Raw genomic sequence first — 23,812 nt, forward strand, 5'->3', positions numbered from 1 at the left:
GTAACGTACAGCACCCTGGCGCGAAACCGCAGGGTAGTCGGAGAATAAAAATAGACTAAGCGGTAAATTAATCGCTTGGGCTTAGCCGCTTATAGCCCTGTACTCCGGCTTTGGTGAGCATGGTGTCGAAGGCGGGGCGGCCGACATCGGAAAGCGCGGCGTCATGGATGGGCATCGTGATCGCGGCGCCGCTGCTCGCAGGCTTCGGGAAGCTGCCCAGCCTAACTACTGCGGGTCTTTGGTGTCCTTGCGGCGAAATAGGTACCAGATTCCGAGGATCGCGCCGAAGAGCAGGATTGCCGAGGCGATAAAGACCATGGCGACCACCATCGTGCGGTGCGGATCGTTTAAGAAAATCATGCAGACGATGGCGGCGAGGAAGATCGCGGCGAAGAACGTGATGAGCCAATTGCGCTTGGTGTGCTCTGCGAATGTCATGCATTAATTGTTACGGAAAAACCGGGGGTAAACAAGCTGGGTGGGCATTCTGGGGGCGGAACCCGGCTATATGGTGCACCGATTTTTCCAATAGTGACCGCGTGCGGTCCGTCTAATGAGGGTGAATGGGGGTAGAGGTGCTCCGTTCGACTATTTAACACCGCTTTGCCCGTTCATAATGATGTATGTCGAACTCTCTACAACTGTGAAAGGGACACTTTATGGCCACCACCACGACTGGGGTTGAAGACCGGAAGAAACCGGTCCTCAAGGTGAGCAACGTGTGGGTGCAGGGCATCGCCCTCGTGATGATCTTTGGCTTCTTGGTCATGGGATTCTTGGCGTACCGCACCTATGACGCATCCATGCCGTTGCCGGAAAAGATTGTCTCCGAATCCACGGGCGAAACGGTCCTCACCAAGGACGAAATCACTAACGGCCAGGCGCTGTACCAGGCCCGCGGCCTGCAGCAATACGGCTCCGTGCTGGGGCACGGCGCCTACTTGGGCCCAGACTATACGGCGGAGTACCTGCGCCGCGCCCTCGACCATGCCCGTGAGGAAAACGACGCGAATGGTATGCCCGATTTCGTTGATTCCTCCGCCACTCCCGAAGAAGCCGTGGTAGAAGAATTCCGCACCAACCGCTATGACGAAGAAACGGGCGTACTGGAGTGGACCGATAACCAGATTTCGGCATTCGAGGCCAATAAGGACTACTACGCGCAGTACTTTGGCCCGGATTCCCACAACAGTGGCTTGCCGTCGGACTTTATTACCGATGAGCAAGACATCAATAACCTCGTCGGTTTCTTCGGCTGGACCGCGTGGGCTTCGGCGGCAGAGCGTCCGGGCCAGGACTATTCCTATACCAATAACTGGCCAGCGGAATCGCGCGTGGACAACGGCCCGACCGCGGACCTCGTGGTGTGGTCGGTGCTCTCGCTCATCGCGCTCATCGGCGGTACCGGCCTGATCTTTGCCATTTACGGCCGGTGGTCCAAGTCCATCGGTTGGCATTCGGAAGAAGCGCCGAACCTGGACTTTAAGCAACCGGGCGAGGTCGGGCTGACTAAGTCGCAAAAGGTGGTGGCCTGGTTCGTCCTAGTCATTGCGTTGCTGTTCTTGATTCAGGCGCTGCTGGGTGCGGCCAGCCAGCACTATCGCACGGAGCTAACCGGCTTCTTTGGCATACCGCTGCAAGAAATCCTCCCCTATAACGTCTCGCGCACCTGGCACGTGCAGCTCTCCCTCCTGTGGACCGCCGGCGGGCTCTTGGCAGCCGGTATCTTCCTGGCCTCGTTCGTGGGTAAGAAGGAACCGAAGAAGCAGAATTGGCTCGTATGGTTCCTGCTCGGCGCCATCGCGGTCGTGGTCTTTGGTTCCATGGCCTTTGAATGGCTTTCCACCATGGGCTACATCGAAGAGGGCACGCTCTTTTCTCAGCAGTGGGAGTATCTGGACCTGCCGCGCTTCTTCCAGGTGCTGCTGACCATCGGCATGTTCGTGTGGATTGGCATCATCTACCGCCAGCTGCGCGGCCGCCTGAAAAATGAACACAAGTCCAATATGCCGTGGCTCTTCTTCTACGCCGGCCTGGCCATCCCAGCGTTCTACGCGGTGGGCAACCTGGCGGGATCGGAAACCCACATCTCCGTCGCTGAGTTCTGGCGCTTCTGGGTGGTTCACCTGTGGGTGGAGGACTTCCTCGAGCTATTTACCACCGTCATGGTGGCCTACGTCTTCGTCCTGCTCGGCGTGGTCCGCGAAAAGATCGCCCTAGGCATCATCTTCTTGGACGTCATCCTCTATTCCACCGGTGGCGTGCTGGGCACGATGCACCACCTGTACTTCTCGGGCACCCCGGTCGAGCACATGGCCCTGGGCGCATTCTTCTCGGCCGCCGAGGTCGTGCCGCTGACCCTGTTGACCGTTGAAGCATGGACCTTCATGCAGCTGGGCTCCCGCCAGCGCGCCTCGGGCGAGCGCCCCTTCCCGCACCGCTGGGCGGTCATGTTCCTCGTCTCCGTCGGTTTCTGGAACTTCTTGGGCGCGGGCATCTTCGGCTTCCTCGTCAACCTGCCCATCGTCTCCTACTACGAAATCGGCACGGCGCTTACCGCCAACCACGCACACGGCGCGATGATGGGCGTCTACGGATTCCTCGCCGTGGGCCTGTCGGTCTTTGCGCTGCGCTACCTCATCCCCAAGGACAAGTGGTCCGATAAGGCCATGGGCTGGGCTTTCTGGCTGCAAAACCTGGGCCTGCTGTGGATGGTGGTCATTTCGCTCCTGCCGCTTGGCATCATGCAGCTCTACGAATCCGTCGGATCGGGCTACGTGGAAGCGCGGTCGCTGGGCTATATCACCCAGCCCGGCAACTTCATCATGGAATGGCTGCGCCTGCCTGGCGATGTCATGTTCCTCCTCGGCGTCCTGCCCTTCCTCTGGATGGCGCTGCGCGGCGTGCTTTACAAAAAGGAGATCCCAACGGTGGAGGAACACCCAACCAACCCGCTGTTTAGCATCATCACCCCGGACGAGGACGACCACGCGGGCGAGGTCCCCGTGGGCTCCTCGGTGGGGCTGGTTTCGGGCGGCAAGGGGCGCGTCGACAAGCGCAGCTCCACGGGCCGGCGCTACGGGTACATCGATGAGCGCGGTGCCTTCGTTGAGGAGGAAGATCCCGATGCCGAGCGCGGCGATTCCGCCACCGCGCCGCGCCAGGAATTTGAATCGCGCACCAAGTGGGGCGGTACCTACCGCTCGGATAAGAAGGACGACTAATGCCGGGTGCATTTACCGTACTATCCGCGTGCTACGGGCTTTTCCTGCTCGCAGTGGCCTGGGTATTCGACTTGCTCGCGCAACAAACCGCCAACCGCACCATGTCCAACCAATCCGGCACGTTCCGGTACTTGGAAGACCACGATGCTTGGCGATGCCCCGAAGATCACTGGCTCTGGCCCTCCAGCTTCGACCCGGAAAACCGCGTCATGCGCTACCGTGCGAACCCGACCGTGTGCAATACCTGCCCAGTCAAGCAACAGTGCACGGTCTCGCACCATGGCCGGGAGGTCACGCGCCAATTGGACCCGTGGCCGCACTCGGATTCGGGGCGCTTCCACCGCGGCATCGCGCTGGCGGTCGCGGCGATGGGCTACCTGCTGCCGCTGGCCTCGCTGATTAGCTATCATTCGCCCTCGGAGGTGGCGTTGACGCTGGCCACGGTACTCATCATCACCGGGTTCGGCGTGTACCCGCTGGCCCGGCACCTGTGGAATACTCCCTCGAACGCGCCGCAGCTGGTGGTGCCGGAGATGGATAACCACGAGGCGGAATTGGCAGCGCAGGTTGACCGCTATGGTTCGAAGTACGGAAAATCCACGCGCTATCGCTCGGTGCGTCAAGAACTGGAAGGGGAAGTCTAAGTGTCCGCTCCCGTATTCTGGCCGATCGTCATCGGCATCATCATCGCCCTCATCGGGGTATTTTTGTCCTACTCGCTCAAGGTGATTAAGCAGTACGAGCGGGGCGTGACCTTCCGCTTTGGCCACCTGCGGCCGATGCTGGAGCCGGGGCTGCATTTCTTGCTGCCGGGCATCGATAAGCTGGAGCGCGTGGATTTGCGTGTGGTGACGCTGACGATTCCGCCGCAGGAAATCATCACTAAGGATAACGTGTCCGTGCGCGTGAATGCGGTGGTCATGTTCGAGGTCACCGATTCGAGCAAGGCGGTCCTCGAGGTCGAAAACTACGCCGTGGCCACCTCGCAGATTGCCCAGACCACCCTGCGTTCGCTCTTGGGGCGGGCGAGCCTCGATGACCTGTTGGCCCACCGCGAGGAGCTCAACGAGGACCTGGCGGCGATCATCAACGGCCAAACTGAACGGTGGGGCGTGCTGACCCGCATCGTAGAGATTAAGGACGTTGAGATCCCAGAGATGATGCAGCGCGCCCTGGCGCGCGAGGCGGAGGCGGAGCGCGAGCGCCGCGCCAAGGTTATTTCGGCCCACGGTGAGCTGCAGTCCTCCCGCGAGCTGCGCGAGGCCGCCGAGGAGCTGGGCAAGGCTCCGGCGGCGCTGCAGCTGCGCTACCTACAAACGGTGCTGGAGCTCGGCGCGGACCAAAACTCCACCATCGTTTTTCCGCTGCCCATAGACATCATGGGTGGCTTCATGGAAAACCTGGGCACCTTTAATAAGGGGTTCAAGGAATTCAGCGAGAACTTCTCGCAGGTGGTAAATACGGAAAAGCCTGCGGACTAGGCATTTAAGAATGCGGCCCCTGCCCAGCGGAGGGGCCGTTTTTCTGTGCCTCGCGAAGCTGCGCGATGGCCTGCGAATTTTGCTTAATATCATTGGAATTACGCGCGACCTGCACGATTAAATAAATGACACCGGCTATAAGTCCGATGTAGATAGCTAGCGGGATGAGCATGAGCAGAAGTTCGAGCGGGCCAAGCGTCATTCTTACGCCTTTCTGTGCGGGGGTATTTGATTTCAGGCTAACACTCGCGCAGGGCTGCGGCGACTGCGCTCAGGCTGTGGCGCAGGTCGTCATCGCTTAGGTGGCCAAAGCCTAAAACGACGCCGTCTTCGGCGTCCACTCCGCCCCAGTATTCGCGCAGCGGGGTCAGCTTGATGCCGCGGGCGGCGGCGCGCGGGACGATGGCCGGATCGCAGAGCAAAACCGCGTGCAGGCCGCCGTTGATGGGCAGCAGGCGCGCGCCGGGGAGAGTGCCCAGGGCATCGGCCACGAGGTCGCGGCGGCGCTTATAGGTCCGGCGCATGCGGCCGGTGTGGCGCCGCAGCGCCCCGCTTGCCAGGTAATGGGCGAGCGCGGCCTGTGGGATGGTGCCGACCGGCTGGCCAAAGATTTCGCGCTGCTTGTCGATGCCCCCGCGCAGCCCATCCGGGACCACCACATAGCCGCAGGCGATGGACGGCGAAATGACGGTGGAAAACGTACCTAGCAACACGGTGCGCTCTGGGGCGAGCGCGGCGAGCGCGGGCAGCGGTTGACCCACGTAGCGCAGCTCGGAATCGAAGTCATCCTCGATGAGTAAAGCGCCATGCTGGCGGGCCCAGGCGACGAGTTCGGCGCGGCGTTCGGCCGGCAGCGAGGCGCCATACGGGTACTGGTGGCTTGGGGTGACAATGAGCGCGTCGAGGTCGGTATCGGGAACGGTAACGCCATCGGCATCGGTGGGCACGTTCACCAACTCATGGCCAAGCGCCTGCGGGATGCGGCGCAGGCTGGGGTAGCCGGGCGATTCGACACCGACGCGCAGCGCGGTACCGAGCGTGCGCAGCACTAAGGCTAGGCCATCGCGGGCACCGGCGGTAACGACGATGCGGCGCGGATCCACCCGCAGCCCGCGCATGTGGCGCAGGTGGTTGGCTATGTGGTGGGGGAGTGGAGGGGCATCGGAAAGCGGCTGGGCGGCGGCATCGCGCCAGGCGGCGCGCCATTCGGGGGTGATGATGCCGGCGGTATCGGGCAGGCCGGGCGTCAATTCCAGCAGGTCGGGTGTGGGAGCGGGCTGCGGCGCGGGCTCGGGGCGCGGCGGCGGGCTGTGGGGCAGGCGGGGGTTGATGACGGTGCCGGAACCAACCTCAGCGCTGAGGTAGCCCTCGGCGGTGAGCTGCTCATACGCAGTAACGACGCTGCCGCGGGAGACGCCGAGCTGGGTGGCCAGCGCGCGGGTGGAGGGGACGGGTTCGCCGGGCAGCAGGGCGCCGGAGGTGACATCGGCGCGCACGGCGGCGGCGATTTGGACCGGCAGGGCGCGCGTATCGGCGGGGTCGAGGCGCAGGGGCATAAGAACAGTATAAGTGGTACAACCCAACACGCGGGAAATGGTTCTTTACTTGTACCACTTGGGCAGGGCAGTATAGAGCGCATGACCGAAAACATTGCGACCACGCGCGTGAAACGTGGACTAGCTGACATGCTCAAGGGCGGCGTCATTATGGACGTCGTGACCCCGGAACAGGCGCGCATCGCCGAGGATGCGGGCGCGAGCGCCGTCATGGCACTTGAGCGCGTGCCTGCCGATATCCGCGCCCAGGGCGGCGTGGCCCGCATGTCCGATCCGGAGCTTATCGAGGGCATCGTCGACGCCGTATCCATCCCCGTGATGGCGAAGGCGCGCATTGGTCACTTCGTCGAGGCGCAGATTCTGGGCGAGCTCGGCGTGGATTTCATCGACGAGTCCGAGGTGCTCAGCCCCGCCGATTACGTCAACCACATCAATAAGTGGGACTTCGATGTGCCATTCGTGTGCGGTGCGACCAACCTGGGCGAGGCCCTGCGCCGCATTACCGAGGGCGCGGCCATGATTCGCTCCAAGGGCGAGGCCGGCACCGGCGATGTCTCCGAGGCCGTCAAGCATCTGCGCACCATTCGCGCGGAAATCGCCCGCCTGCAGCACCTCGACCGCGACGAGCTGTACGTCGCCGCCAAGGAACTCCAGGCGCCGTACGACCTGGTTGCGGAGGTTGCGGAGACCGGTAAGCTGCCGGTCGTCCTCTTCGTTGCCGGTGGCGTGGCCACGCCTGCCGATGCCGCCCTCGTCCGCCAGATGGGTGCCGAAGGCGTCTTCGTGGGCTCCGGCATCTTCAAATCCGGTAACCCATCGGCGCGCGCGGAGGCCATCGTGAAGGCCGCCACGCTTTACGATGACCCCGCCGAGCTCGCCAAGCTCTCCCGCGGCTTGGGCGAGGCCATGGTCGGCATCAATGTCGGCGATGTGCCGGCACCGCACCGCCTAGCCGAGCGCGGCTGGTAATCGCGTGGTCATGCCACAAGAAGCTAGCGCCACGATCGGGGTGCTCGCGCTGCAGGGCGGCGTGGAAGAGCACCTGCGCATCCTTGAAGGCCTGGGGGCGGACACGCGCCGGGTGCGCGTGCCGCACGACCTCGAGGGGCTGGATGGGCTGGTGATCCCGGGCGGGGAGTCGAGTGTCATCGACAAGCTCGCCCGCACCTTCGGCGTGGCCGATCCACTGCGGGCGGCTGTAGCCGCAGGCCTTCCCGTGCTCGCCACCTGCGCCGGGCTGATTTATTGCGCCCGCGAGCTGGATAACCCCTCGCCGGGCCAGCAGACCCTGGGGCTGCTCGATATCACCGTGCGGCGCAATGCCTTTGGCAACCAGCGCTTTTCCGCCGAGCGCACCGTGCCGGTCGCGGTCGGGGAAGAAACGCTGCCCATCGAGGCCAGCTTTATCCGCGCCCCGCTGGTCACCCGTGTGGGCGAGGGCGTGGAGGTCATCGCGACCGTGCCGCACGACGGCGCGGAGGAGGCGGTCGTGGGCGTGCGCCACGGCACCGTCACCGCTTTGAGCTTTCACCCGGAAGAAAACGATGAGGCGCGCGTGCATGCCGCCTGGCTGGCCAGTATCCGCTAGGTGCCGGATAGGCCGCGGCGCTTGAGCAGCGGCGCGACGTCCTTATCGCGGCCGCGGAAGTCGCGGTAGGCCGCGCCGAAATCGCGGGAGGCGCCGCGGGAGAGGATGAGGTCCCGGAACTTTTGTCCTGCGGCGCGCAGATCGCTTTGCTCCTTGAACCACTCAAAACCATCGGCATCGAGTGCCTCCGCCCACAGGTAGGAATAGTAGCCCGCGGAGTAGCCACCGGCGAAGATGTGGTTGAAGTACGTCGAGCGATAGCGCGGGGCGATGTGCGGGTTATCCAGGCCCACCGCGCGCAGGGCCTCCTCCTCGAATGAGTCCACCGCCTCCGAGGTAGCATCCAGCGCTGCGGCATCCTTGGCGCTGAGCGAATGCCACGCCAAGTCGATAATGGAGGCCGCCAAGTACTCCGAGGTGGCAAAGCCCTGGCCAAATTCGGAGGCGGCGGTTACGGCATCGAGCAGCTCATCGGAGATCGGATCGCCGGTATCGACGTGGCGCGCGTACTGCTTGACCAGCGATTTATCCAGCGCCCAGTTCTCATTGATCTGCGAGGGGAATTCCACCCAGTCGCGCGGGACGTTGGTGCCGGCGAAGGTGGGGTAGTGGACATCGGAAAGCAGCCCATGCAAGGCATGGCCGAATTCGTGGAAGAGGGTGTGCACCTCGTCCAGGCTCAGCAGGGGCTGGGAACCATCGGCGGGCTTGGTAATGCCCAGCACGTTGACGATGACCGGCTTGCGCTCCAGCAGGCCCGATTGGCCCACGAACTGGCTCATCCACGCGCCACCGCGCTTGGTGGGGCGACCGAAGTAATCCGTGAGCAGCAGGCCGATTCCCTTATCTCCGTGCTCGCCCTGTTCTTTGTGTTCGACATCCTTGTCGAACACCTCCCACACGCGCACGCCCTCGGCATAGCCCTCCAGGTCCTCGCGCGGGATAACGGTAATGCCGTACAGGCGCTCGGCGGCGGCGAATACGCCCTGGGTAAGGACGTTGTCTAGGGGGAAGTACTGGCGCAGCTCTTCCTCGTCGAGCGAGAAGTCGCGGGCGCGGACCTTGGATTCCCAGTAGGGCCAGTCGGCGGCGTGGAAGTCTTGCTCGTTGAGCGTGGCTTCCTCGGCTAATAGCTTGTGTTCGCCGGCGGCATTGGCCGCGGCCGCGGGGGCGAGGTCTGCGAGCATGTCGCGCGCGGCATCGGCGCTGCCAGCGGTTTCTTCCGCGATGACGTAATCGGCGTGGGAGGCATAGCCCAGCAGCTCGGCGCGTTCGGCGCGCAGCTGGACGGCCTCGATAAGCCCTGGAATGTTGTTCTCGGAGCCCCTGCTTGCCGATGCCGCATAGAGCTTTCTGCGCGCCCCCTCCTGCGCCAGCCGGGACTGCTCCGATTGTACGGTGGGCAGCTCGAGCGGGATGACATAGCCTTCGCGGCCTAGGGCCTTGGCATCCGCCTTGGCTGAGGCGATGCGCTCCGGCGGCAGCCCCTCGAGCTCTTCCTCCGTGAACTCGACGGCGCGCTCGCGCGTGGAGGCCATGAGATTGCGGCCGAATTCCTCCGAGAGGGCGGAGAGGCGCTGGTTGATATCGGAGAGGCGGGCCTTGCCGGCGGCATCGAGATCCGCTCCCTGGCGCGCAAAGGTGCGCAGCAGGTGTTCGTGCAGGCGCGCGCCCTCCTCATCGCCGGCGGGTGGGGTGGCGTCCTTGATGCGCTGGTAGAGCTTTTCGTCCTGGTACATCGCATCGTAATGGGCGGACAGGCGCGGATAGATATCGGCGGCGATTACTTCCATCTCATCGGTGACGTCCGTGCCAGAAAGGTTGCCAAAGATCGCCATGACGCGGTCGAGGTCCTGGCCGGATCGCTCGAGGGCCTCCACGGTGTTTTCCCACGTGGGGACGGCGGTGTTTTCGGTAATGGCGGCAAGCTCGGCGTCGTGGCGCGCGAGCGCTTCGTCGAAGGCGGGGCGGTAGTGCTCGACCTTAATCTCCGCAAACGGCGGGAGTTGGTAGGGCAACGATGAAGGGTGGAGTAATGGATTAGTCATAAATGACCAATGTACCCATTAACTCCACCCTGTGTGATGGTATTCACTAAGATTGCTAGCCCACGGGAACGAGCTCCGCGTCTTCATCCTGCTTCTTTGGCGCGGTGGTCTTGCGCTTTCCGGTATTCATCAAGATGATGTCTAGTACGAGGAATGCGGCAAGGGTAATGCCCAAAAGTGGCATAAATACACCGATGGTGGCGGCAAAGAGCGCTCCTAGGCCGGTGGTGGCCCAGGAGAAGTGCCGCTTGGAGCCAGGTGCAAATTGCGGCCGACGCTTCCACCACATGTAGTAGCCCAGCACCACCATGGCGGCGATGGCGAGGCCGAGTGCGAAGAGGGCAATCTGCAGCGGCAGGCCAAACATGATGCCCATGTGCAGGTAGATGCCCCAGCTGCTGAGCTTGCTAAACAGCGGCAGCTCAGAGAATGGAAGGCGGTCGATGACCTCGCCGGTGGAACCGTCGACGGAGACCTCGTCGGAGGTATAGCGCCACTCGACCCAGCGCTCGCTGACCTTCCACCCCGAGTCGGTGTCTTCCGGCGCGTACAGGCGCAGCGGGCCGGTTAGGCCTTCCGCGCGGCCGGTGGCATAGACGCGCTCGGCCTGCTCGGCGATGACCGCCGGCTCCAGTGCCTCGCCCGCAGCTTCCGCATCCCCACCGTGAGCGCCGTGGGCGCCGTGGCCTTCGTGCCCGGCGTGGGCATCGTGTGCGGCATCGGCGGAGGAATCGGTGGTAAGCGCGGTTTCTACCGGCGTGGCCTTCCAGTTCATTTTCTCCACCACGGAATTGACGTTCCCGCCGGCCAGCTGGGACCAGGTGATGCCGGTGGCAGACAGGCCAATGAGCCCGATGAAAATCCAAGCGCCCATCGTGGAGTGCAGGCGGGTGGCCTTCCAGCGTTTGGAGCGCTGCGGCTGGTTCTTTAGCGGCGCGGCAGCCTTCTTAGGCCGGCGGCGAATCCACCACATGTAAAGGCCGCCGCAGGCCAGGACCCACAGCCAGGAGGCGGCTAGCTCGGAATAGAGCTCGCCCGGCTGGCCCAGGTGGAAGCTTTCATGCAGCGAGGAGATCCAGCGGCGCAGCGGCATTTCGCCCAGGCCAGAATAGGTGGGGTAGTCACCAATGACCTCGCCATCGGCCGGATTAATAAACACGGTGCGCTGCAGGCTCTCGTCGATGCCCGGATCCGCCACCAGCACGCGCGTGGAGTCCTTCGCCGATTCTGCCGGCCACACCTGGGAGACCGGCATTTCCGGGTGCTCCTTTTGGGCAGCGCTGATTTGGTCCTCCAGGCTTACCGGGTTATTTACTTCCTCGACGGTCATGACGTCGCGGTAAGCAAAATTTTCCAGGGTGGGCGCCAGTGCGTAGAGGCAGCCGGTCAATGCCGCGATCAGGATAAAGGGGCCGACGAACATGCCGCCGTAGAAGTGTATGCGTTGGATGAAGGAACGCAGAGCCGTCCGACTCATAAAATAGTTCTCTTTCGTGCTTAGTGGTCAGTTGCATGGGTGCTGATATCAACTGCACTAATAGTCGGAACTTAGGCAACCCTGGTTCCCGGAAGGTGAAAAATTTTTTCAGTTGTGTGAAAACGAGGGGGGCGAAAACGACGACACCGCGCGCCCTGCAAAGGGAACGCGCGGTGAAATCTAGCTGGTGAAGAAAGCTCTTACTTCTTCAGGCCGTCGATGATCTCGTTGAACTGTGCGACGGGGCGCATGACAGCGGAGGTCTTCTCGTCGTTGGGCCAGTAGTAGCCGCCGAGGTCGGCGGGCTCACCCTGGGCATCGATAAGAGCCTGGGAGATTTCATCGGCCTTGCCAGAAAGCTCGGAGGCGACGTCCTTGAAGGCGGCCGCGAGATCGGCATCCTCGGTCTGGTTAGCCAGCTCCTCGGCCCAGAAGGTGGCCAGGAAGAAGTGGGAACCGCGGTTGTCGTTCTCGCCCACCTTGCGGGATGGGGACTTGCCCTCATTGAGCAAGCGCTCGGTGGCCTTGTCCAGGGTGGTGGCCAGCACGCCGGCCTTTTCGTTGCCGTTGGTCTGGTTCTCGTGGCGGAAGGACTCGGCCAGCGCCAGGAACTCACCGAGGGAATCCCAGCGCAGGTGGTTTTCTTCCTGCACCTGCTGGACGTGCTTCGGGGCGGAGCCGCCGGCACCGGTCTCGAAGAGGCCGCCGCCTGCCATCAGTGGAACCACGGACAGCATCTTTGCGGAGGTGCCCAGCTCGAGGATGGGGAAGAGGTCCGTGTTGTAGTCACGCAGCACGTTACCGGTCACGGAGATGGTGTCCTCGCCGCGGCGGATGCGCTCGATGGAGGTCTTGGTAGCGGTGACCGGATCCTGGCTCTCGATGTCCAAGCCCTCGGTGTCGTGGTCGTTCAGGTACTTTTCCACCAGGGACTGGATATTGCGGTCGTGGCCGCGCTCTGGGTCGAGCCAGAAGATGGTCTTCATGCCGGACAGGCGGGCGCGGTTAACGGCGAGCTTGACCCAATCCTGGATCGGCTCGTCCTTGGTCTGGCAGGCGCGCCAGATATCGCCGGCCTCGACGTCGTGCTCGATGAGCACCTCGCCCTTGGAATTGCGGACCTCAACGGTGCCGGCAGCGGGCACCTTGAAGGTCTTGTTGTGGGAGCCGTACTCCTCGGCCTTCTTGGCCATCAGGCCGACGTTCGGAACGGTACCCATGGTGGTGGGGTCGAAGGCGCCGTTTTCCTTGCAGTCCTCGATGACGGCCTGGTACACGCCGGCGTAGGAGGAATCCGGGATGACGGCGAGGGTGTCTTGCTCCTCGTCGTTCTTATTCCACATGTGGCCGGAGGTGCGGATCATTGCCGGCATGGAGGCGTCAATAATGACATCGGAAGGCACGTGCAGGTTGGTGATGCCCTTGTGGGAATTGACCATGGCGAGATCGGGGCCATCGGCAAGCGCGGATTCGAAGGCCGCCTTGATCTCCTCGCCATTGTCGAGCTTGTCCAGGCCCTCCAGGATGGAGCCCAAGCCGTTCTCGCCGTTGAGGCCGGCGGAGATGAGCTCGTCGCCGTACTTATCAAAGACATCGGCGAAGTAGGTGCGCACGACGTGGCCGAAGAGGATGGGGTCAGAGACCTTCATCATGGTGGCCTTCAGGTGGGTGGAGAAGAGCACGCCCTCTTCCTTGGCGCGCTTGACCTGCTGGAGCAGGAACTCATCGAGGGCCTTGGCGGACATGAAGGTGCCGTCGATGACCTCGTCCTTAAGTACCGGCAGCTCCGGCAGCAGGGTCTGTTCGCCGTCGGCAGTCTTCAACACGATGGACAGGGTATCTTCCTCAGGGATGATGACGGACTTCTCATTGTGGCGGAAGTCGTTATCGTCCATGGTGGCGACGTTGGTCTTGGAATCCTTGGACCATTCACCCATGCGGTGCGGGTGCTTCTTAACAAAATTCTTCACGGCCTCCGGCGCGCGGCGGTCGGAGTTGCCCTCACGCAGGACGGGGTTAACGGCGGAGCCTTTGACGGAATCGTAGCGGGCCGCGATGTCCTTTTCCTCGTCGGTGGAAGGGTTATCCGGGTAATCAGGCAGATCGTAGCCGGCGGCCTGCAGCTCGGCGATAGCCTTCTTCAGCTGCACCAGGGAAGCCGAGATATTCGGCAGCTTGATGATATTAGCCTCTGGGGTCTTGGCCATCTTGCCCAGCTCAGCCAGGGCGTCTTCCACCTTCTGCTCCTCGGTGAGGCGCTCCGGGAACTGCGCGGCGATGCGGGCAGCCAGGGAAATATCGCGGGTTTCTACGTCAATGCCCGCGGTGGAAGCGAAGGCCTCCACGATGGGCTTGAGGGAGTAGGTCGCCAGAAGCGGCGCCTCATCGGTACGGGTCCACGTAATCTTAGCCATGATTCTCCTATTAAATGTGGGAAAATTTCTTCAGATGACCAGATTACCGATTTTGTCCGCTCCATGTGGAGCGCTCGGTACATTCTGGGGCTGGGTGGCATCGGTCACGGGGCCATGCGCTGGGTAAATCTCTTCACCTGCCCACGCCCTGAACATGCTTTATGCCCAGGTGGGGTGTATCGTCGCCCCTCGTGAAAATTATCGATCAGTTAAGCCCGCGCAGCGCCCACGAACACCGTATTCACCGTCGGCCTTTGCCCCGCCAGACGGAGATTTCTACCGAGCGCCGCACCATCGTCATGGTGGCGATGGCCCTTGGCGCGTTTGCTATCGGTACTACCGAGTTCGTCTCGATGGGCCTGCTGCCGCTGATCGCGGAGGACTTCGGGGTTTCTGAAGATACCGCCTCCACGCTGATTACTACCTACGCGCTCGGCGTGGTGGTCGGCGCGCCGCTGATTGCGGCGTTTACCGGCAAGCTCCCGCGCCGCCGCCTCATCCTCTTGCTCATCGGCTTTTTGGTGGTGGGCAACCTGCTCTCGGTCCTCGCGCCGAATTACTGGGTGCTCATGGTGGCACGCTTCATCGCCGGCATGCCTCACGGCGCGTACTTCTCCGTGGCTAACCTGTCTGCGGCGTCAATGGCCCCTCCCGGCGGGCGCGGCAAGGCTATGGCGTTTGTGGGCATGGGCCTTGCCATCGCCACGGTCATCGGCGTGCCCGCGGCACAGGCTTTGGGGTCCGCGCTGGGTTGGCACGCGGCCTACCTGGTGGTTGTGGTCATCGGCCTTATTACCGCCGTGGCCCTGTTCTTTCTCATGCCGCACATGACGGAGATGAAACAAACGGATATCCGCACCGAGTTCGGCGCCTTTAAAAACAGCCAGGTGTGGCTCACCGTCATCATGGGCGTGGTGGGTTTCGGCGGCATGTTCTCCGTCTATACCTATATCTCCTGGACCATGACCGAGGTCGCGGGCCTGAGCGATAGCCTGATTTGGGTCGTGCTCATGGCCTACGGCATTGGCATGACGATAGGCAATGCCTTTGGCGGCTGGTTGGCGGACCGCAACCTCGAATTCGGCATCATTTTCGCCTTGGCCAGCCTGATCATCATCCTCACGACCTTCTACTTCCTTTCCAGCCACGCCATCCCGGCCACCATTTGCTTTGGCATGGTGGCGTTTATGGGCTCCACGCTGGTTCCCTCCCTGCAGCTGCGCTTGGTCCACGTGGCGGGCGATGCCCAAACCTTATCCGCAGCGCTCAACCAGTCCGCGCTCAATATCGCGAACGCGGCCGGTGCGACCATCGGCGGCATCGTCGTCGGCGCGGGCTTGGGTTACTCTGCTCCGGCGCTGGCGGGCGCCGGCTTGGCGGCCGCGGGTTGCGTTGTGTGGGCGATAACAATGTGGGATAAAAAACGCCTTGCCAATCGCGGCTAGAACTACCACCGCACACGCCTATATTCTGGAGCACCATGAGCCTTACCATCGCTAGCGTCAACGTCAACGGAATCCGCGCCGCGTGCAAGCAGCGCAATGAGAATAACCCCGGCATGAATGCCTGGTTGGAACAGACCCCGGCCGATATCGTGCTGATGCAAGAGGTCCGCGCCACCCCGGACCAAGCCAGAAAGGCCCTGGCACCAGCCCTGGAGGCGGGCTGGCACTTGGAGCTTGCCGATGCCGCCGCTAAGGGCCGCGCCGGAGTAGGCATCCTCTCTCGCACGCCGCTTGCCGATGTCGATATCGGTTTCGGTTCCTTCACCGACGCCGGCCGCTGGATTGCCGCTACCACCCGCGATATCCGCGTGGCCTCGCTGTATCTGCCCTCCGGCGATACCGATTCGCCGAAGCTGGATGAAAAGTACCGCTTCTTGGATGAATTCGATGCCGTGCTGGCAGAAAACGCCGATAAGGACATGGTCATCGGCGGCGACTGGAATATCTGCCACCGCGCCCAAGACTTGAAGAATAATAAGGCCAACGAGAAGAAGGCCGGCCACCTGCCGGAAGAGCGTGCCTTTATGGATCATGTTTTCGGCAGCTTCCCGGATGAGGCGCCGCAGGAGAAAAAGAACCTGGGTGAGTGGCTCGGCGTCGTGGACTACGCGGGCACCACGCCGTGGGAGCCGGCCACCGCGCCGCAGTGGTTCGACGTGGCGCGCCGGCTCCACCCAGAGGCCGATGGACCCTATACCTGGTGGACCTACCGCGGTCAGGCCTTCAATAACGATGCGGGCTGGCGCATCGACTACCAAGCCGCAACTCAGCCGCTACTCGATCGCGCGCGGCGCACCTGGGTGGATAAGGCCCCGACCGTAGAGCAGCGCTGGTCCGATCACTCGCCGCTCCTGGTGGAATACGCCTGATGTCGCCGCTATTTAGCGTCCTGTACGTCATTGGTATTACCGCCGAGTCCATGACCGCTGCGCTATCGGCCGGACGGCAGAAGCTCGATCTCTTCGGCGTGACGATGATCGCCTCCATCACGGCGCTAGGCGGCGGCACCGTCCGCGATATCGTGCTCGCGGATCCGCCGCTGACCTGGGTGGAGCACCCCGTCTATCTGGTCATCGTCATCGCCGCCGCCATCGTCACGGTGGGCATGTCCTTCCTCATGCACTATTTCCGCCACCTCTTCCTCATCCTCGATGCCTTGGGGCTGGCGGTCTTTTCCGTGCTGGGCACCCAGATTGCCGCGCACTTGGGCTACGGCTTCATCATCGCCTCGGTATCCGCGGTCATCTCCGGCGTCTTCGGCGGCGTGTTGCGTGATCTGCTCTCAGACCGCATTCCGCTGGTATTTTCTGGCGAATTTTATGCGGCGATCTCGATCCTCGCGGCCGGACTCTACATGATTCTCCTACGCGCCGGGCTATCGGAGGAACCCACGGCGATCATTACCGCCTTGGTCTGCTTCGCTGCGCGCCTTGCGGCTATCTACTTCAAGACGGGCCTGCCCGTCTTTGAATACCGCGATGGTGAGCAACAGATGGATCCGCGCCTGCGGCTATCGGCGCGCATCGTGCGCGATGGCGCCCGCCGTGCAAAGCGGAAGGCGGGCGCGGCCACCCGCTACGCCAGCCCGATTACCCGGCCGCTGGGCCGCAGCAAGCGCAACGCAAGCGATTTTTCCTCCCCGCTCAGCCTCGAGGAGCTAAATAGCAACCGGATTGCACGGCCGACCGCCCGCTCATCCATTACCCGCCCCAGCGGCAAGCACTCACCTGGGGCGAGGGGAGTGGATGCGCAGCAGCAATGGACCTTCAACAAGGAGGATGTGGGCAGGCAAAGGACCCCCAAGCACAAGCAGTAGTGCTAGTATAAACACGTTAAAAATTTCGAAATCTGCAACGGAGAAAGTTCATGGCTCGCGCAATTATTCCTTTTGTCCTTGGCGCCGTAATCCTCGCCTTGAGCATCTGGTGGTGGACTACTGTCGGACCGTCCTTCGCCTTCCTTGGCCCCATCGTTCTCATGGGTGTCGGCGGTGCCTTCATGGTGACCGGTTTCGCCATCTTCATGGACATCGTCAGCCCCACCTCCCGCAAGGTCTAAGGGGAAAGGTCTGAGATGAAAGCTATCGATCTACTCACGGACATGGCGCAGCGCCCGCTCGATGCGCTCTCCGCATTGCCGGAGCTGAGCAACGAGACCGCCAATGCGCACTTTGGTGATCACCCGAATTCGATCACGTGGCTGCTATGGCACACCGGCCGCATGGCGGACCTGCAGCTTGCGCAACTAACCGGGGAAGAAGAGCTGTGGCAGCGCTACGACCTCGATCTGCCGGATGCCATGGGCTATGGCCAATCGGCGGAGGAAGCGCGTGCGGTGACCACGCAGGACATTGGCAAGCTCCGCAGCTATACCCAGGAAGCATTGGAACAGGTCAAGGCGTATGTGTCCTCGCTGGAGGATGACAACCTCGATGACGTGATCGACACCTCGTGGACGCCGCACGTTACCCGCGGTGTCCGGCTGGTCTCGATTTTTGATGATGCCGCGCAGCATCTTGGGGCGGCCAATCAACAAGCAAAAATGACGGAGTAACATTACCTGACATGACTGATTCCACTGCATCTAATTCCGCATCCCGCGTACTTTCCGGCATTCAGCCCACCGCTGATTCCTATCACTTGGGAAATTACTTGGGAGCGCTCAAGCAGTGGATCGACCTGCAGGAAGGCTACGATGCCTTTTACTTCATCCCGGATCTGCACGCGATTACCGTGGAGCAGAATCCGGAGGAGCTGCGCAACCGCACCATGGCCGGTGCGGCGCAGCTCATTGCGCTGGGCATCGACCCGGAGAAATCCACCCTCTTCGTCCAGTCCCATGTGCCCGCCCATGCGGAGCTGACCTGGGTATTCCAGTGCCTGACCGGCTTCGGTGAGGCCTCCCGCATGACGCAGTTCAAGGATAAATCCGCCAAGCGCGGCGCCGATCGCACTTCGGTGGGCCTTTTTACCTACCCCATCCTGATGGCCGCCGATATCCTGCTGTATTCGCCGGATTACGTGCCAGTGGGCGAGGACCAGCGCCAGCACTTGGAGCTCACCCGCAATCTGGCTGAGCGCTTCAACAATAAATACGGCGAGACCTTCCACGTGCCGGAGCCGTTCATTCCAGAGGGCGCGGCGAAGATCTATGACCTGCAGGACCCGACGTCCAAGATGTCTAAGTCCGGCCCCAACCCCAAGGGCTTGGTCAACCTGCTCGACGCCCCGAAGACCTCTGCCAAGCGCATTAAGTCCGCCGTGACCGATGACCTGGGCTCGGTCGCCTTCGACCGGGAAAACCAGCCGGGCGTATCGAACCTGCTGGTCATCCAGTCCGCGCTGACCGGCGAGTCCATCGACTCCTTGGTGGAAAAGTACGCCGGCAAGGGCTACGGGCACCTGAAGGTGGATACCGCGGAGGCGCTCGAGGCCTTTACCACCCCGCTCAAGCAGCGCTATGACGAGCTCATGGCGGATCGCGGCGAGCTGGAGCGCATCTTGGAGCGCGGCGCCCAGACCGCACAGGAAGTAGCGCAGCCGCTTGTCGATGCCGTCTATGAAAAAGTCGGCTTCCTTCCTCGCCCGCGCAGGTAGTAGGTACCCCTTAACCCACCCCACCGAGGGACAAGTGGGTGTTTGCCAGCTACGCTATACGGGATAAGCGCTGTGCGAACAAGAAGGGAAGCACGTGTCCACCACCACGCAATCCTCCTCTAAGAAGACGGACCACTACGGCATCGAGCGTGCGAACGCCGATGATCCGGGAGCGATAGATAAGGTACGGCGTAAATCGCCCTTTGTTGACCACCTCATGCGCATGCAGGAGCGCTATGCCGCAGAAGGCGGCAACCAGTTTTCTGCTGGCATTACCTATTACTCGGTCCTGTCCATCTTCCCGTTGGCGATGCTGCTGGTGGCCACCATCGCCGCTGTCCTTGCTAACCGTGAGGACCTGCTCAATGACTTGCAGTCCTATATCACCGACTCCATTGACGGGAACCTCAGCGAGTCGGTCAATGAGATTTTGGATACGGCCATCGACCAGCGCGGCGCCATGTTCGGTATTGGTGGTTTGACTACTCTGTGGTCCGGACTGGGGTGGATGAACCACCTGCGCATCGGCATTTCTGCCATGTGGGGCATCGATGCTAATGACGGCGGCTCCTTCCTGAAAAAGAAGTTCTCTGACCTTCTGGGGCTTATCGGCCTGATCATTGCCTTTGTCGTCGCCTTCGGCGTGACCGCGGCGGGTTCCTCCGGCCTTACGCAGAAGATATTTGACCTCTTAGGTATCGATTCTTTCCCCGGCATGGGTTATGTCTTCTTCTTCAGTGGCTTGTTGCTGGGACTTATCGCCAACTTCATCGTCATGTGGTGGCTGATTATGATCCTGCCGCGCACGAAGGTGCCTAAGAAGTCCGGCTTTATCGGCGCTGCCATTGGTGCGGTGGCATTCGAGGCCATTAAGCAGCTGTCCACGGTGATTATGTCCTCTGCCACCGGCAGCCCGGCCGGTGCGGTCTTTGGCCCGGTCATCGTCCTGATGATTGTCATGTACCTGGTGTGGCGCGTGGTGCTGTATATCTCCGCATGGACTGCGACGACCGCAGAATCCCTGAAGTATGCGCACCCGCCGGTTCCAGAACCCGCCGTTATTCGCGTGCGCAATGAGGTGCGCGAGGGCGCACCGGCCGGCGCGGTCTTCGGCGTGGGTGCCGCTTTGGGCGCTGCGGCCGTGGGCGTGGCGAAGCTTTTCCGCCGGAAATAAAAATCCTCCCTACGGGGGAGGAGTGCGCCGAGCTATACCTTTAAGATAGGACACTATGAACGCCGATGATATTGCCCCAGACTTCTACGAAAAGTGGGACCTCGACCGCAATGGTGGCGAGGATGAGCTTTCCGTTTTATTGGAAGCAAAAGACATCAAGCTCGGGCAGCAGGGATATAACCAGGATGAGCCGCGGCGCGTCCAGCTGCGCATAGCGGCCAGCATCCTGGGTTCGGCGAAGAAGAGGGCCGAATACGATGAAGCATTGCGCACTGGTCTCCGCCCGACGTGGGGCGAGCTCGGCACGCTGAGCTCGGTGGGGCAGTGGTCGCCGGCGCCGCGCCCGCAACCGAGCTTCCACGATCAACCGCAGGGCCCGGCGCAGGTGCCGGGTTTTGCCCAGCCTAGCCCGTATGCCTCCCCGTACGCGCGCGATCCATTCGCCCAGCATGCCTCGCCGCAGCAGCAGATGGTGCCATCGCCCGCTGCCGCGCCGGCGCCAGTCCAGCACCAAGCGCAGAAACGGCCGTCCCAGGAAACGCGCATCGGCATGGGCATCTTGGACTTTTTCTTGGCCGGCGGCATCAGCAGCGCGGTTGGCGCGGGCGTCGACGAGCTCGCGGATGTGGAAGCGTTGTCCTTTGTTGTTGCCTGCATCGTGATGGTGGTTTACGTCCTGGGCAGCGAGGTATGGATGGGCGCTAGCCCGGCAAAGATTCTTGCCGGCTATACCGTGCGGGACGTGGATACGAAGGAAAAGCTCAGCCTTAGCCAGTCCGCCAAGCGCCAGTGGTGGCGCCTTATCAACGTGATCCCTGGCATTGGGCAATTGGTGGGCATGCTGGGCGCGGTGGTGCACGCGACCACCATCAACGAGGAAAACAACCTGCGCGGTTCCCACGACGATCTCGCAAACGCCGAAGTGGTTAAGAGGAAGCCGCGCAAGTAGAACGCCGCATGGCGCAACTTCGGGCAGATACCTACGATGGTGCGCATGCACGATGCACCATTAATTAGCCCCGAAAATAAGGATTCCGCCGAGAGCGTGGTGGAACAACTTCCAAAGGTATCCCTGTGGGAACCGGTCCGCTCGCAGGCCAGCACCGCGGAGGAATTGAACGCGGATATCCGCGAGCAGTGCGCCCAGCTTGCCGATGACCACCTGGTCTACGCCGAGCTGCAGCTCAACCCTGCGGCTTACTCTTTCGATACGTCCGCAGTCGTACGCGAGGTGGCCGCGGAACGATTCGGAGATCTCGAGGTACGGTTTGTCCTCGAGGCGGCAGAGCCGGCGGCTAATGCCGAGGACTCTGCGGGCATTGCTGGCTACACCCTGCCGGAGGGGAATGCTGCCGCCGCGGCGGAGTTCCGCACGAAGTACCTGCCTACCCAGATCGCGGTGGGCGAGGATTTCGCCGCTACCGAAAGCGCCGCCCAGGCCGGCGTGAACCGTTTGCTGCGACCGGTGAATATGATTGATGATTTCACCGCCGATGTCGATGGAATCCGCCCAGGCAAGGCCTCCGGATGGATCCGTGACCGACACATTCCACTGGTATTTTCGCCCGTGGACGATGTTGAGGAACTCACTGATCACCCGCTGCCGCTGTTACAGCAGCTTGGTTTTACCTGCTCGGTCTCCTCCGGAGATTCCACGCTGAGCAGGCAGTTTCTCGCCTTGAGCGAGACCTTTGGGTACGGACTGGAGGAGTTTTTCGATCTTACCGTGAAGGCGATTGAGAATATTTTCGACACCGAAGAAACAAGGCAGCGTATCCTTGAGACCGTTGTCCTTCCGGCCTACGAGGACCTCTCCGATCCGGAACTTGCCGGCCCCGATACTGAGGAGTCGCTCCAAGATTCCGGGTTCTCAATGAACCTGAATGACAACGCTTCCGAAGAGTAATAGATAGTTAATCTACATAAAGGAGGAAGACATGCCTTCCGCACTATTCGTTGTTACCGCCGCTGATAAGTGGACGCTTGCTGATGGCAGCGCCCGCCCTACCGGTTACTGGGCCGAGGAGCTCATCGCTCCGCACCGCGTGTTTAAGAACGCTGGTTGGGATATCGACTTTGCTACGCCGAACGCAAAGGCACCAGTAGTAGACGAGTACAGCCTCGAGGTATTGTCTGAGGGCGACCGCGCCGAGCAGGAGAACTACCTCGCAGAAATCGGCCCGGACCTGGAAGACCCACTGAACCTGGCCGATGTTAAGGAAGCCGACTACGACCTCGTCTTTTACCCCGGCGGCCACGGCCCGATGGAGGACTTGGCTTATGACCAGGACTCTGCCAAGCTGCTGCAGGAGCGCATCGACTCCGGTCGCGCGCTATCCCTGGTCTGCCACGCACCGGCTGCATTGCTCGCGCTGGACAATGACAACTGGCCACTCAAGGGCTACACCATGACCGGCTTTACCAACGCCGAAGAGGGCGAGGAGACCATCGCCGCTGCCAAGTGGGTTGTTGAGACCCGCCTGCGCGAGCTCGGCGCTGATTTCAAGCAGACCGATCCGATGCAGCCTTATGTCGAGGTTGACCGCAACCTCTACACGGGCCAGAACCCAGCATCCTCTGAGCCTTTGGCACAGCGCATCCTGCGCGACTTTTAATGCGGGCGCTGAAAGCTCTCGCTGCAGGTAGTGCGGTAGTAGGGGCGGCGGCATATATAAAGAGCCGCCGTCCTTATCTACGCAGCGTTGCTCCTGAGCTTCGCAGCCCATTACTGTACCTGCCGCTGCACTTGCTTTCGGGTGATCGATTCGCTCGAACGAGCAGGTTATTTGCCAATATGGACGTGGCACGTCCGAAGTGGCGTCCGGTGGACATCGAAGAGCTATCTTGTTCTTTTGAAGGCCAAGCATTCCGTGCCCGCGTTATTACTCCACGCGGAGATGGAGCGCCAGCCGAGCCACGTCCCGTGGTGATGTGGATTCACGGCGGAGGTCACCTGCTCGGTGGTCCCGCGATGCATGATCCCCAAACTTCGCTCATCGCATCGGAGCTGGGGGCCATCGTCATCGCACCGCGCTATCACAAATCCACGCAGGAACCTTTTCCTGCGGATCTGGAAGAGTGTTATGCCGCTTTGCGCTGGATGCAGGAAAATGGCGAGCTTTTAGGCGCGGATACTTCGCGCATTGCGGTCGCTGGCGATAGCGCCGGCGGTGGCTTGGCCGCAGGCCTTGCCCAGCGCACGGTGGATGAAGGTCATTCCATTCGAGCGCTTGGATTGGTCTATCCAATGCTTGATCACCGCACCATTGTTAAAGAGGGTGCGGTGGGGCAGTTTATTTGTCCTCCGAATTTAAATCGCGGCGCTTGGGATATGTACTTAGGCAAGGACCATTTAGGAACCCCGCTGCCACCGTATGCATCGCCGGCGACGCGTTCGGATCACTCGGGGATGCCGCCCACGTGGATCGGCGTGGGAGACATCGACCTTTTTCATGATGAATCCGTAGCCTTTGCTACCGCACTGCAGAACGCCGGAGTCGAGACCACACTTGATGTGTATGCAGGTGCTTATCACGGCTTCGATCAGGTACGCCCGCGTGCGCCCCAGTCGCGCAGAATGCTGGCAGATCTTATCGAGCACCTCGGTTCTCACCTCTAGCCGCACTTTATGTGGCGCGAAGTGTAGGTGAAAATGCAGCAACCGCCCCAGTCTGACGCGGGCTTGTTTTAGGGACCGGTAAGGCGGTACCAGGTACCGGGGTGGCGGTAGCCGCCCGGTAGCCGGTTTT

General features: G+C 61.9%; 22 protein-coding genes. 16 read left to right on the forward strand and 6 right to left on the reverse strand.

Annotated features, from left to right (window positions below; genetic code table 11):
• Nucleotides 1-225: 225 nt before the first annotated feature.
• Nucleotides 226-438, reverse strand: coding sequence for a hypothetical protein (locus QP970_RS05835; RefSeq protein WP_239268998.1), 213 nt, complete (start codon nucleotides 436-438; stop codon nucleotides 226-228).
• Between the two features lie 221 nt (nucleotides 439-659).
• Here QP970_RS05835 and QP970_RS05840 point away from each other — a divergent pair, with 221 nt between their 5' ends.
• The 3 genes from QP970_RS05840 to QP970_RS05850 are packed head-to-tail and all read left to right on the forward strand — an operon-like array spanning nucleotide 660 to nucleotide 4,705.
• Nucleotides 660-3,224: a nitric-oxide reductase large subunit gene (locus tag QP970_RS05840; RefSeq protein WP_239268996.1), complete on the forward strand. Its 2,565-nt coding sequence runs from the start codon at nucleotides 660-662 to the stop codon at nucleotides 3,222-3,224.
• Nucleotides 3,224-3,868: a hypothetical protein gene (locus QP970_RS05845; protein WP_239275580.1), complete on the forward strand. Its 645-nt coding sequence runs from the start codon at nucleotides 3,224-3,226 to the stop codon at nucleotides 3,866-3,868. Before QP970_RS05840 ends, QP970_RS05845 begins: the two co-directional genes overlap by 1 nt.
• Nucleotides 3,869-4,705, forward strand: coding sequence for an SPFH domain-containing protein (locus tag QP970_RS05850; protein ID WP_370657789.1), 837 nt, complete (start codon nucleotides 3,869-3,871; stop codon nucleotides 4,703-4,705).
• Nucleotides 4,706-4,709: 4 nt separating this feature from the next.
• On the opposite strand, the gene QP970_RS05855 is transcribed toward QP970_RS05850, so the two are convergent.
• Both QP970_RS05855 and pdxR read right to left on the reverse strand, forming a co-directional pair.
• The gene (locus tag QP970_RS05855) at nucleotides 4,710-4,907 is read right to left on the reverse strand and encodes a hypothetical protein (RefSeq protein WP_023016815.1); all 198 of its coding nucleotides are present in this window, start codon (nucleotides 4,905-4,907) and stop codon (nucleotides 4,710-4,712) included.
• 37 nt (nucleotides 4,908-4,944) lie between these two features.
• A complete protein-coding gene (gene pdxR, locus QP970_RS05860; RefSeq protein ID WP_284849562.1) occupies nucleotides 4,945-6,261 on the reverse strand; it encodes a MocR-like pyridoxine biosynthesis transcription factor PdxR in 1,317 nt (438 codons plus the stop codon).
• A gap of 81 nt (nucleotides 6,262-6,342) precedes the next feature.
• On the opposite strand from pdxR, the gene pdxS reads away from it, so the two are divergent.
• Together pdxS and pdxT are read left to right on the forward strand one after the other, a co-directional pair.
• Nucleotides 6,343-7,230, forward strand: a complete 888-nt coding sequence (gene pdxS / locus QP970_RS05865) for a pyridoxal 5'-phosphate synthase lyase subunit PdxS (protein WP_126318381.1) — start codon at nucleotides 6,343-6,345, stop codon at nucleotides 7,228-7,230.
• Nucleotides 7,231-7,240: 10 nt separating this feature from the next.
• Nucleotides 7,241-7,849: a pyridoxal 5'-phosphate synthase glutaminase subunit PdxT gene (pdxT, locus tag QP970_RS05870; protein WP_239270112.1), complete on the forward strand. Its 609-nt coding sequence runs from the start codon at nucleotides 7,241-7,243 to the stop codon at nucleotides 7,847-7,849.
• On the opposite strand, the gene QP970_RS05875 is transcribed toward pdxT, so the two are convergent.
• The 3 genes from QP970_RS05875 to QP970_RS05885 all read right to left on the reverse strand — a co-directional run bounded on the left by QP970_RS05875 (nucleotide 7,846) and on the right by QP970_RS05885 (nucleotide 13,788).
• Nucleotides 7,846-9,897: a M3 family metallopeptidase gene (locus QP970_RS05875; RefSeq protein ID WP_284869779.1), complete on the reverse strand. Its 2,052-nt coding sequence runs from the start codon at nucleotides 9,895-9,897 to the stop codon at nucleotides 7,846-7,848. The two genes, pdxT and QP970_RS05875, sit on opposite strands and share 4 nt — an antisense overlap.
• Nucleotides 9,898-9,952: 55 nt before the next feature.
• Nucleotides 9,953-11,374: a PepSY-associated TM helix domain-containing protein gene (locus QP970_RS05880; protein WP_284849561.1), complete on the reverse strand. Its 1,422-nt coding sequence runs from the start codon at nucleotides 11,372-11,374 to the stop codon at nucleotides 9,953-9,955.
• A 200-nt stretch (nucleotides 11,375-11,574) separates the two neighbouring features.
• Nucleotides 11,575-13,788 carry an NADP-dependent isocitrate dehydrogenase gene (locus QP970_RS05885; RefSeq protein WP_239270109.1) on the reverse strand — a complete coding sequence of 738 codons (2,214 nt, stop codon included), beginning with the start codon at nucleotides 13,786-13,788 and terminating at the stop codon, nucleotides 11,575-11,577.
• A gap of 191 nt (nucleotides 13,789-13,979) precedes the next feature.
• Here QP970_RS05885 and QP970_RS05890 point away from each other — a divergent pair, with 191 nt between their 5' ends.
• The 11 genes from QP970_RS05890 (at nucleotide 13,980) to QP970_RS05940 (ending at nucleotide 23,682) form a co-directional block, all read left to right on the forward strand.
• Nucleotides 13,980-15,233 (forward strand): MFS transporter, encoded by a 1,254-nt coding sequence (locus QP970_RS05890; protein WP_239270108.1) that lies wholly within the window; start codon nucleotides 13,980-13,982, stop codon nucleotides 15,231-15,233.
• A 35-nt stretch (nucleotides 15,234-15,268) separates the two neighbouring features.
• The gene (locus QP970_RS05895) at nucleotides 15,269-16,162 is read left to right on the forward strand and encodes an exodeoxyribonuclease III (protein WP_239270107.1); all 894 of its coding nucleotides are present in this window, start codon (nucleotides 15,269-15,271) and stop codon (nucleotides 16,160-16,162) included.
• The gene (locus tag QP970_RS05900; protein WP_239270106.1) at nucleotides 16,162-17,109 is read left to right on the forward strand and encodes a trimeric intracellular cation channel family protein; all 948 of its coding nucleotides are present in this window, start codon (nucleotides 16,162-16,164) and stop codon (nucleotides 17,107-17,109) included. Before QP970_RS05895 ends, QP970_RS05900 begins: the two co-directional genes overlap by 1 nt.
• Before the next feature lie 50 nt (nucleotides 17,110-17,159).
• Entirely contained in the window at nucleotides 17,160-17,351 is a 192-nt protein-coding gene (locus QP970_RS05905) for a hypothetical protein (protein ID WP_239270105.1), read from the forward strand.
• 15 nt (nucleotides 17,352-17,366) lie between these two features.
• Nucleotides 17,367-17,846: a DinB family protein gene (locus tag QP970_RS05910; RefSeq protein WP_239270104.1), complete on the forward strand. Its 480-nt coding sequence runs from the start codon at nucleotides 17,367-17,369 to the stop codon at nucleotides 17,844-17,846.
• An 11-nt stretch (nucleotides 17,847-17,857) separates the two neighbouring features.
• Nucleotides 17,858-18,889 carry a tryptophan--tRNA ligase gene (gene trpS, locus QP970_RS05915; protein ID WP_239270103.1) on the forward strand — a complete coding sequence of 344 codons (1,032 nt, stop codon included), beginning with the start codon at nucleotides 17,858-17,860 and terminating at the stop codon, nucleotides 18,887-18,889.
• 94 nt (nucleotides 18,890-18,983) lie between these two features.
• Nucleotides 18,984-20,063, forward strand: coding sequence for a YhjD/YihY/BrkB family envelope integrity protein (locus QP970_RS05920; protein WP_239270102.1), 1,080 nt, complete (start codon nucleotides 18,984-18,986; stop codon nucleotides 20,061-20,063).
• A gap of 55 nt (nucleotides 20,064-20,118) precedes the next feature.
• A complete protein-coding gene (locus QP970_RS05925) occupies nucleotides 20,119-21,012 on the forward strand; it encodes an RDD family protein (protein WP_239270101.1) in 894 nt (297 codons plus the stop codon).
• Nucleotides 21,013-21,057: 45 nt separating this feature from the next.
• On the forward strand, nucleotides 21,058-21,969 hold the full coding sequence (locus QP970_RS05930; RefSeq protein WP_370657803.1) for an amidohydrolase family protein: 912 nt from the start codon (nucleotides 21,058-21,060) through the stop codon (nucleotides 21,967-21,969).
• A 31-nt stretch (nucleotides 21,970-22,000) separates the two neighbouring features.
• Complete coding sequence (locus QP970_RS05935; RefSeq protein WP_239270099.1) at nucleotides 22,001-22,678, forward strand: type 1 glutamine amidotransferase domain-containing protein; 678 nt, start codon at nucleotides 22,001-22,003, stop codon at nucleotides 22,676-22,678.
• Nucleotides 22,679-22,857: 179 nt separating this feature from the next.
• Nucleotides 22,858-23,682 carry an alpha/beta hydrolase fold domain-containing protein gene (locus QP970_RS05940; protein ID WP_239275584.1) on the forward strand — a complete coding sequence of 275 codons (825 nt, stop codon included), beginning with the start codon at nucleotides 22,858-22,860 and terminating at the stop codon, nucleotides 23,680-23,682.
• Nucleotides 23,683-23,812: the final 130 nt, after the last annotated feature.

Origin of the sequence: Corynebacterium sp. MSK073, from assembly GCF_030232085.1 — a bacterium.
Lineage (GTDB): Bacteria > Actinomycetota > Actinomycetes > Mycobacteriales > Mycobacteriaceae > Corynebacterium.

Bases quoted from the DNA above. Each gene is read 5' to 3' on its own strand.
- QP970_RS05875 (WP_284869779.1), bottom strand. From the start codon at position 9,897: ATGACTAATCCATTACTCCACCCTTCATCGTTGCCCTACCAACTCCCG.
- pdxT (WP_239270112.1), top strand. From the start codon at position 7,241: ATGCCACAAGAAGCTAGCGCCACGATCGGGGTGCTCGCGCTGCAGGGC.
- QP970_RS05885 (WP_239270109.1), bottom strand. From the start codon at position 13,788: ATGGCTAAGATTACGTGGACCCGTACCGATGAGGCGCCGCTTCTGGCG.
- QP970_RS05845 (WP_239275580.1), top strand. From the start codon at position 3,224: ATGCCGGGTGCATTTACCGTACTATCCGCGTGCTACGGGCTTTTCCTG.
- pdxS (WP_126318381.1), top strand. From the start codon at position 6,343: ATGACCGAAAACATTGCGACCACGCGCGTGAAACGTGGACTAGCTGAC.
- QP970_RS05905 (WP_239270105.1), top strand. From the start codon at position 17,160: ATGGCTCGCGCAATTATTCCTTTTGTCCTTGGCGCCGTAATCCTCGCC.
- QP970_RS05895 (WP_239270107.1), top strand. From the start codon at position 15,269: ATGAGCCTTACCATCGCTAGCGTCAACGTCAACGGAATCCGCGCCGCG.
- QP970_RS05880 (WP_284849561.1), bottom strand. From the start codon at position 11,374: ATGAGTCGGACGGCTCTGCGTTCCTTCATCCAACGCATACACTTCTAC.
- QP970_RS05940 (WP_239275584.1), top strand. From the start codon at position 22,858: ATGGACGTGGCACGTCCGAAGTGGCGTCCGGTGGACATCGAAGAGCTA.
- trpS (WP_239270103.1), top strand. From the start codon at position 17,858: ATGACTGATTCCACTGCATCTAATTCCGCATCCCGCGTACTTTCCGGC.
- QP970_RS05930 (WP_370657803.1), top strand. From the start codon at position 21,058: ATGCACGATGCACCATTAATTAGCCCCGAAAATAAGGATTCCGCCGAG.
- QP970_RS05925 (WP_239270101.1), top strand. From the start codon at position 20,119: ATGAACGCCGATGATATTGCCCCAGACTTCTACGAAAAGTGGGACCTC.
- QP970_RS05935 (WP_239270099.1), top strand. From the start codon at position 22,001: ATGCCTTCCGCACTATTCGTTGTTACCGCCGCTGATAAGTGGACGCTT.
- QP970_RS05835 (WP_239268998.1), bottom strand. From the start codon at position 438: ATGACATTCGCAGAGCACACCAAGCGCAATTGGCTCATCACGTTCTTC.
- QP970_RS05840 (WP_239268996.1), top strand. From the start codon at position 660: ATGGCCACCACCACGACTGGGGTTGAAGACCGGAAGAAACCGGTCCTC.
- QP970_RS05910 (WP_239270104.1), top strand. From the start codon at position 17,367: ATGAAAGCTATCGATCTACTCACGGACATGGCGCAGCGCCCGCTCGAT.
- QP970_RS05900 (WP_239270106.1), top strand. From the start codon at position 16,162: ATGTCGCCGCTATTTAGCGTCCTGTACGTCATTGGTATTACCGCCGAG.
- QP970_RS05855 (WP_023016815.1), bottom strand. From the start codon at position 4,907: ATGACGCTTGGCCCGCTCGAACTTCTGCTCATGCTCATCCCGCTAGCT.
- pdxR (WP_284849562.1), bottom strand. From the start codon at position 6,261: ATGCCCCTGCGCCTCGACCCCGCCGATACGCGCGCCCTGCCGGTCCAA.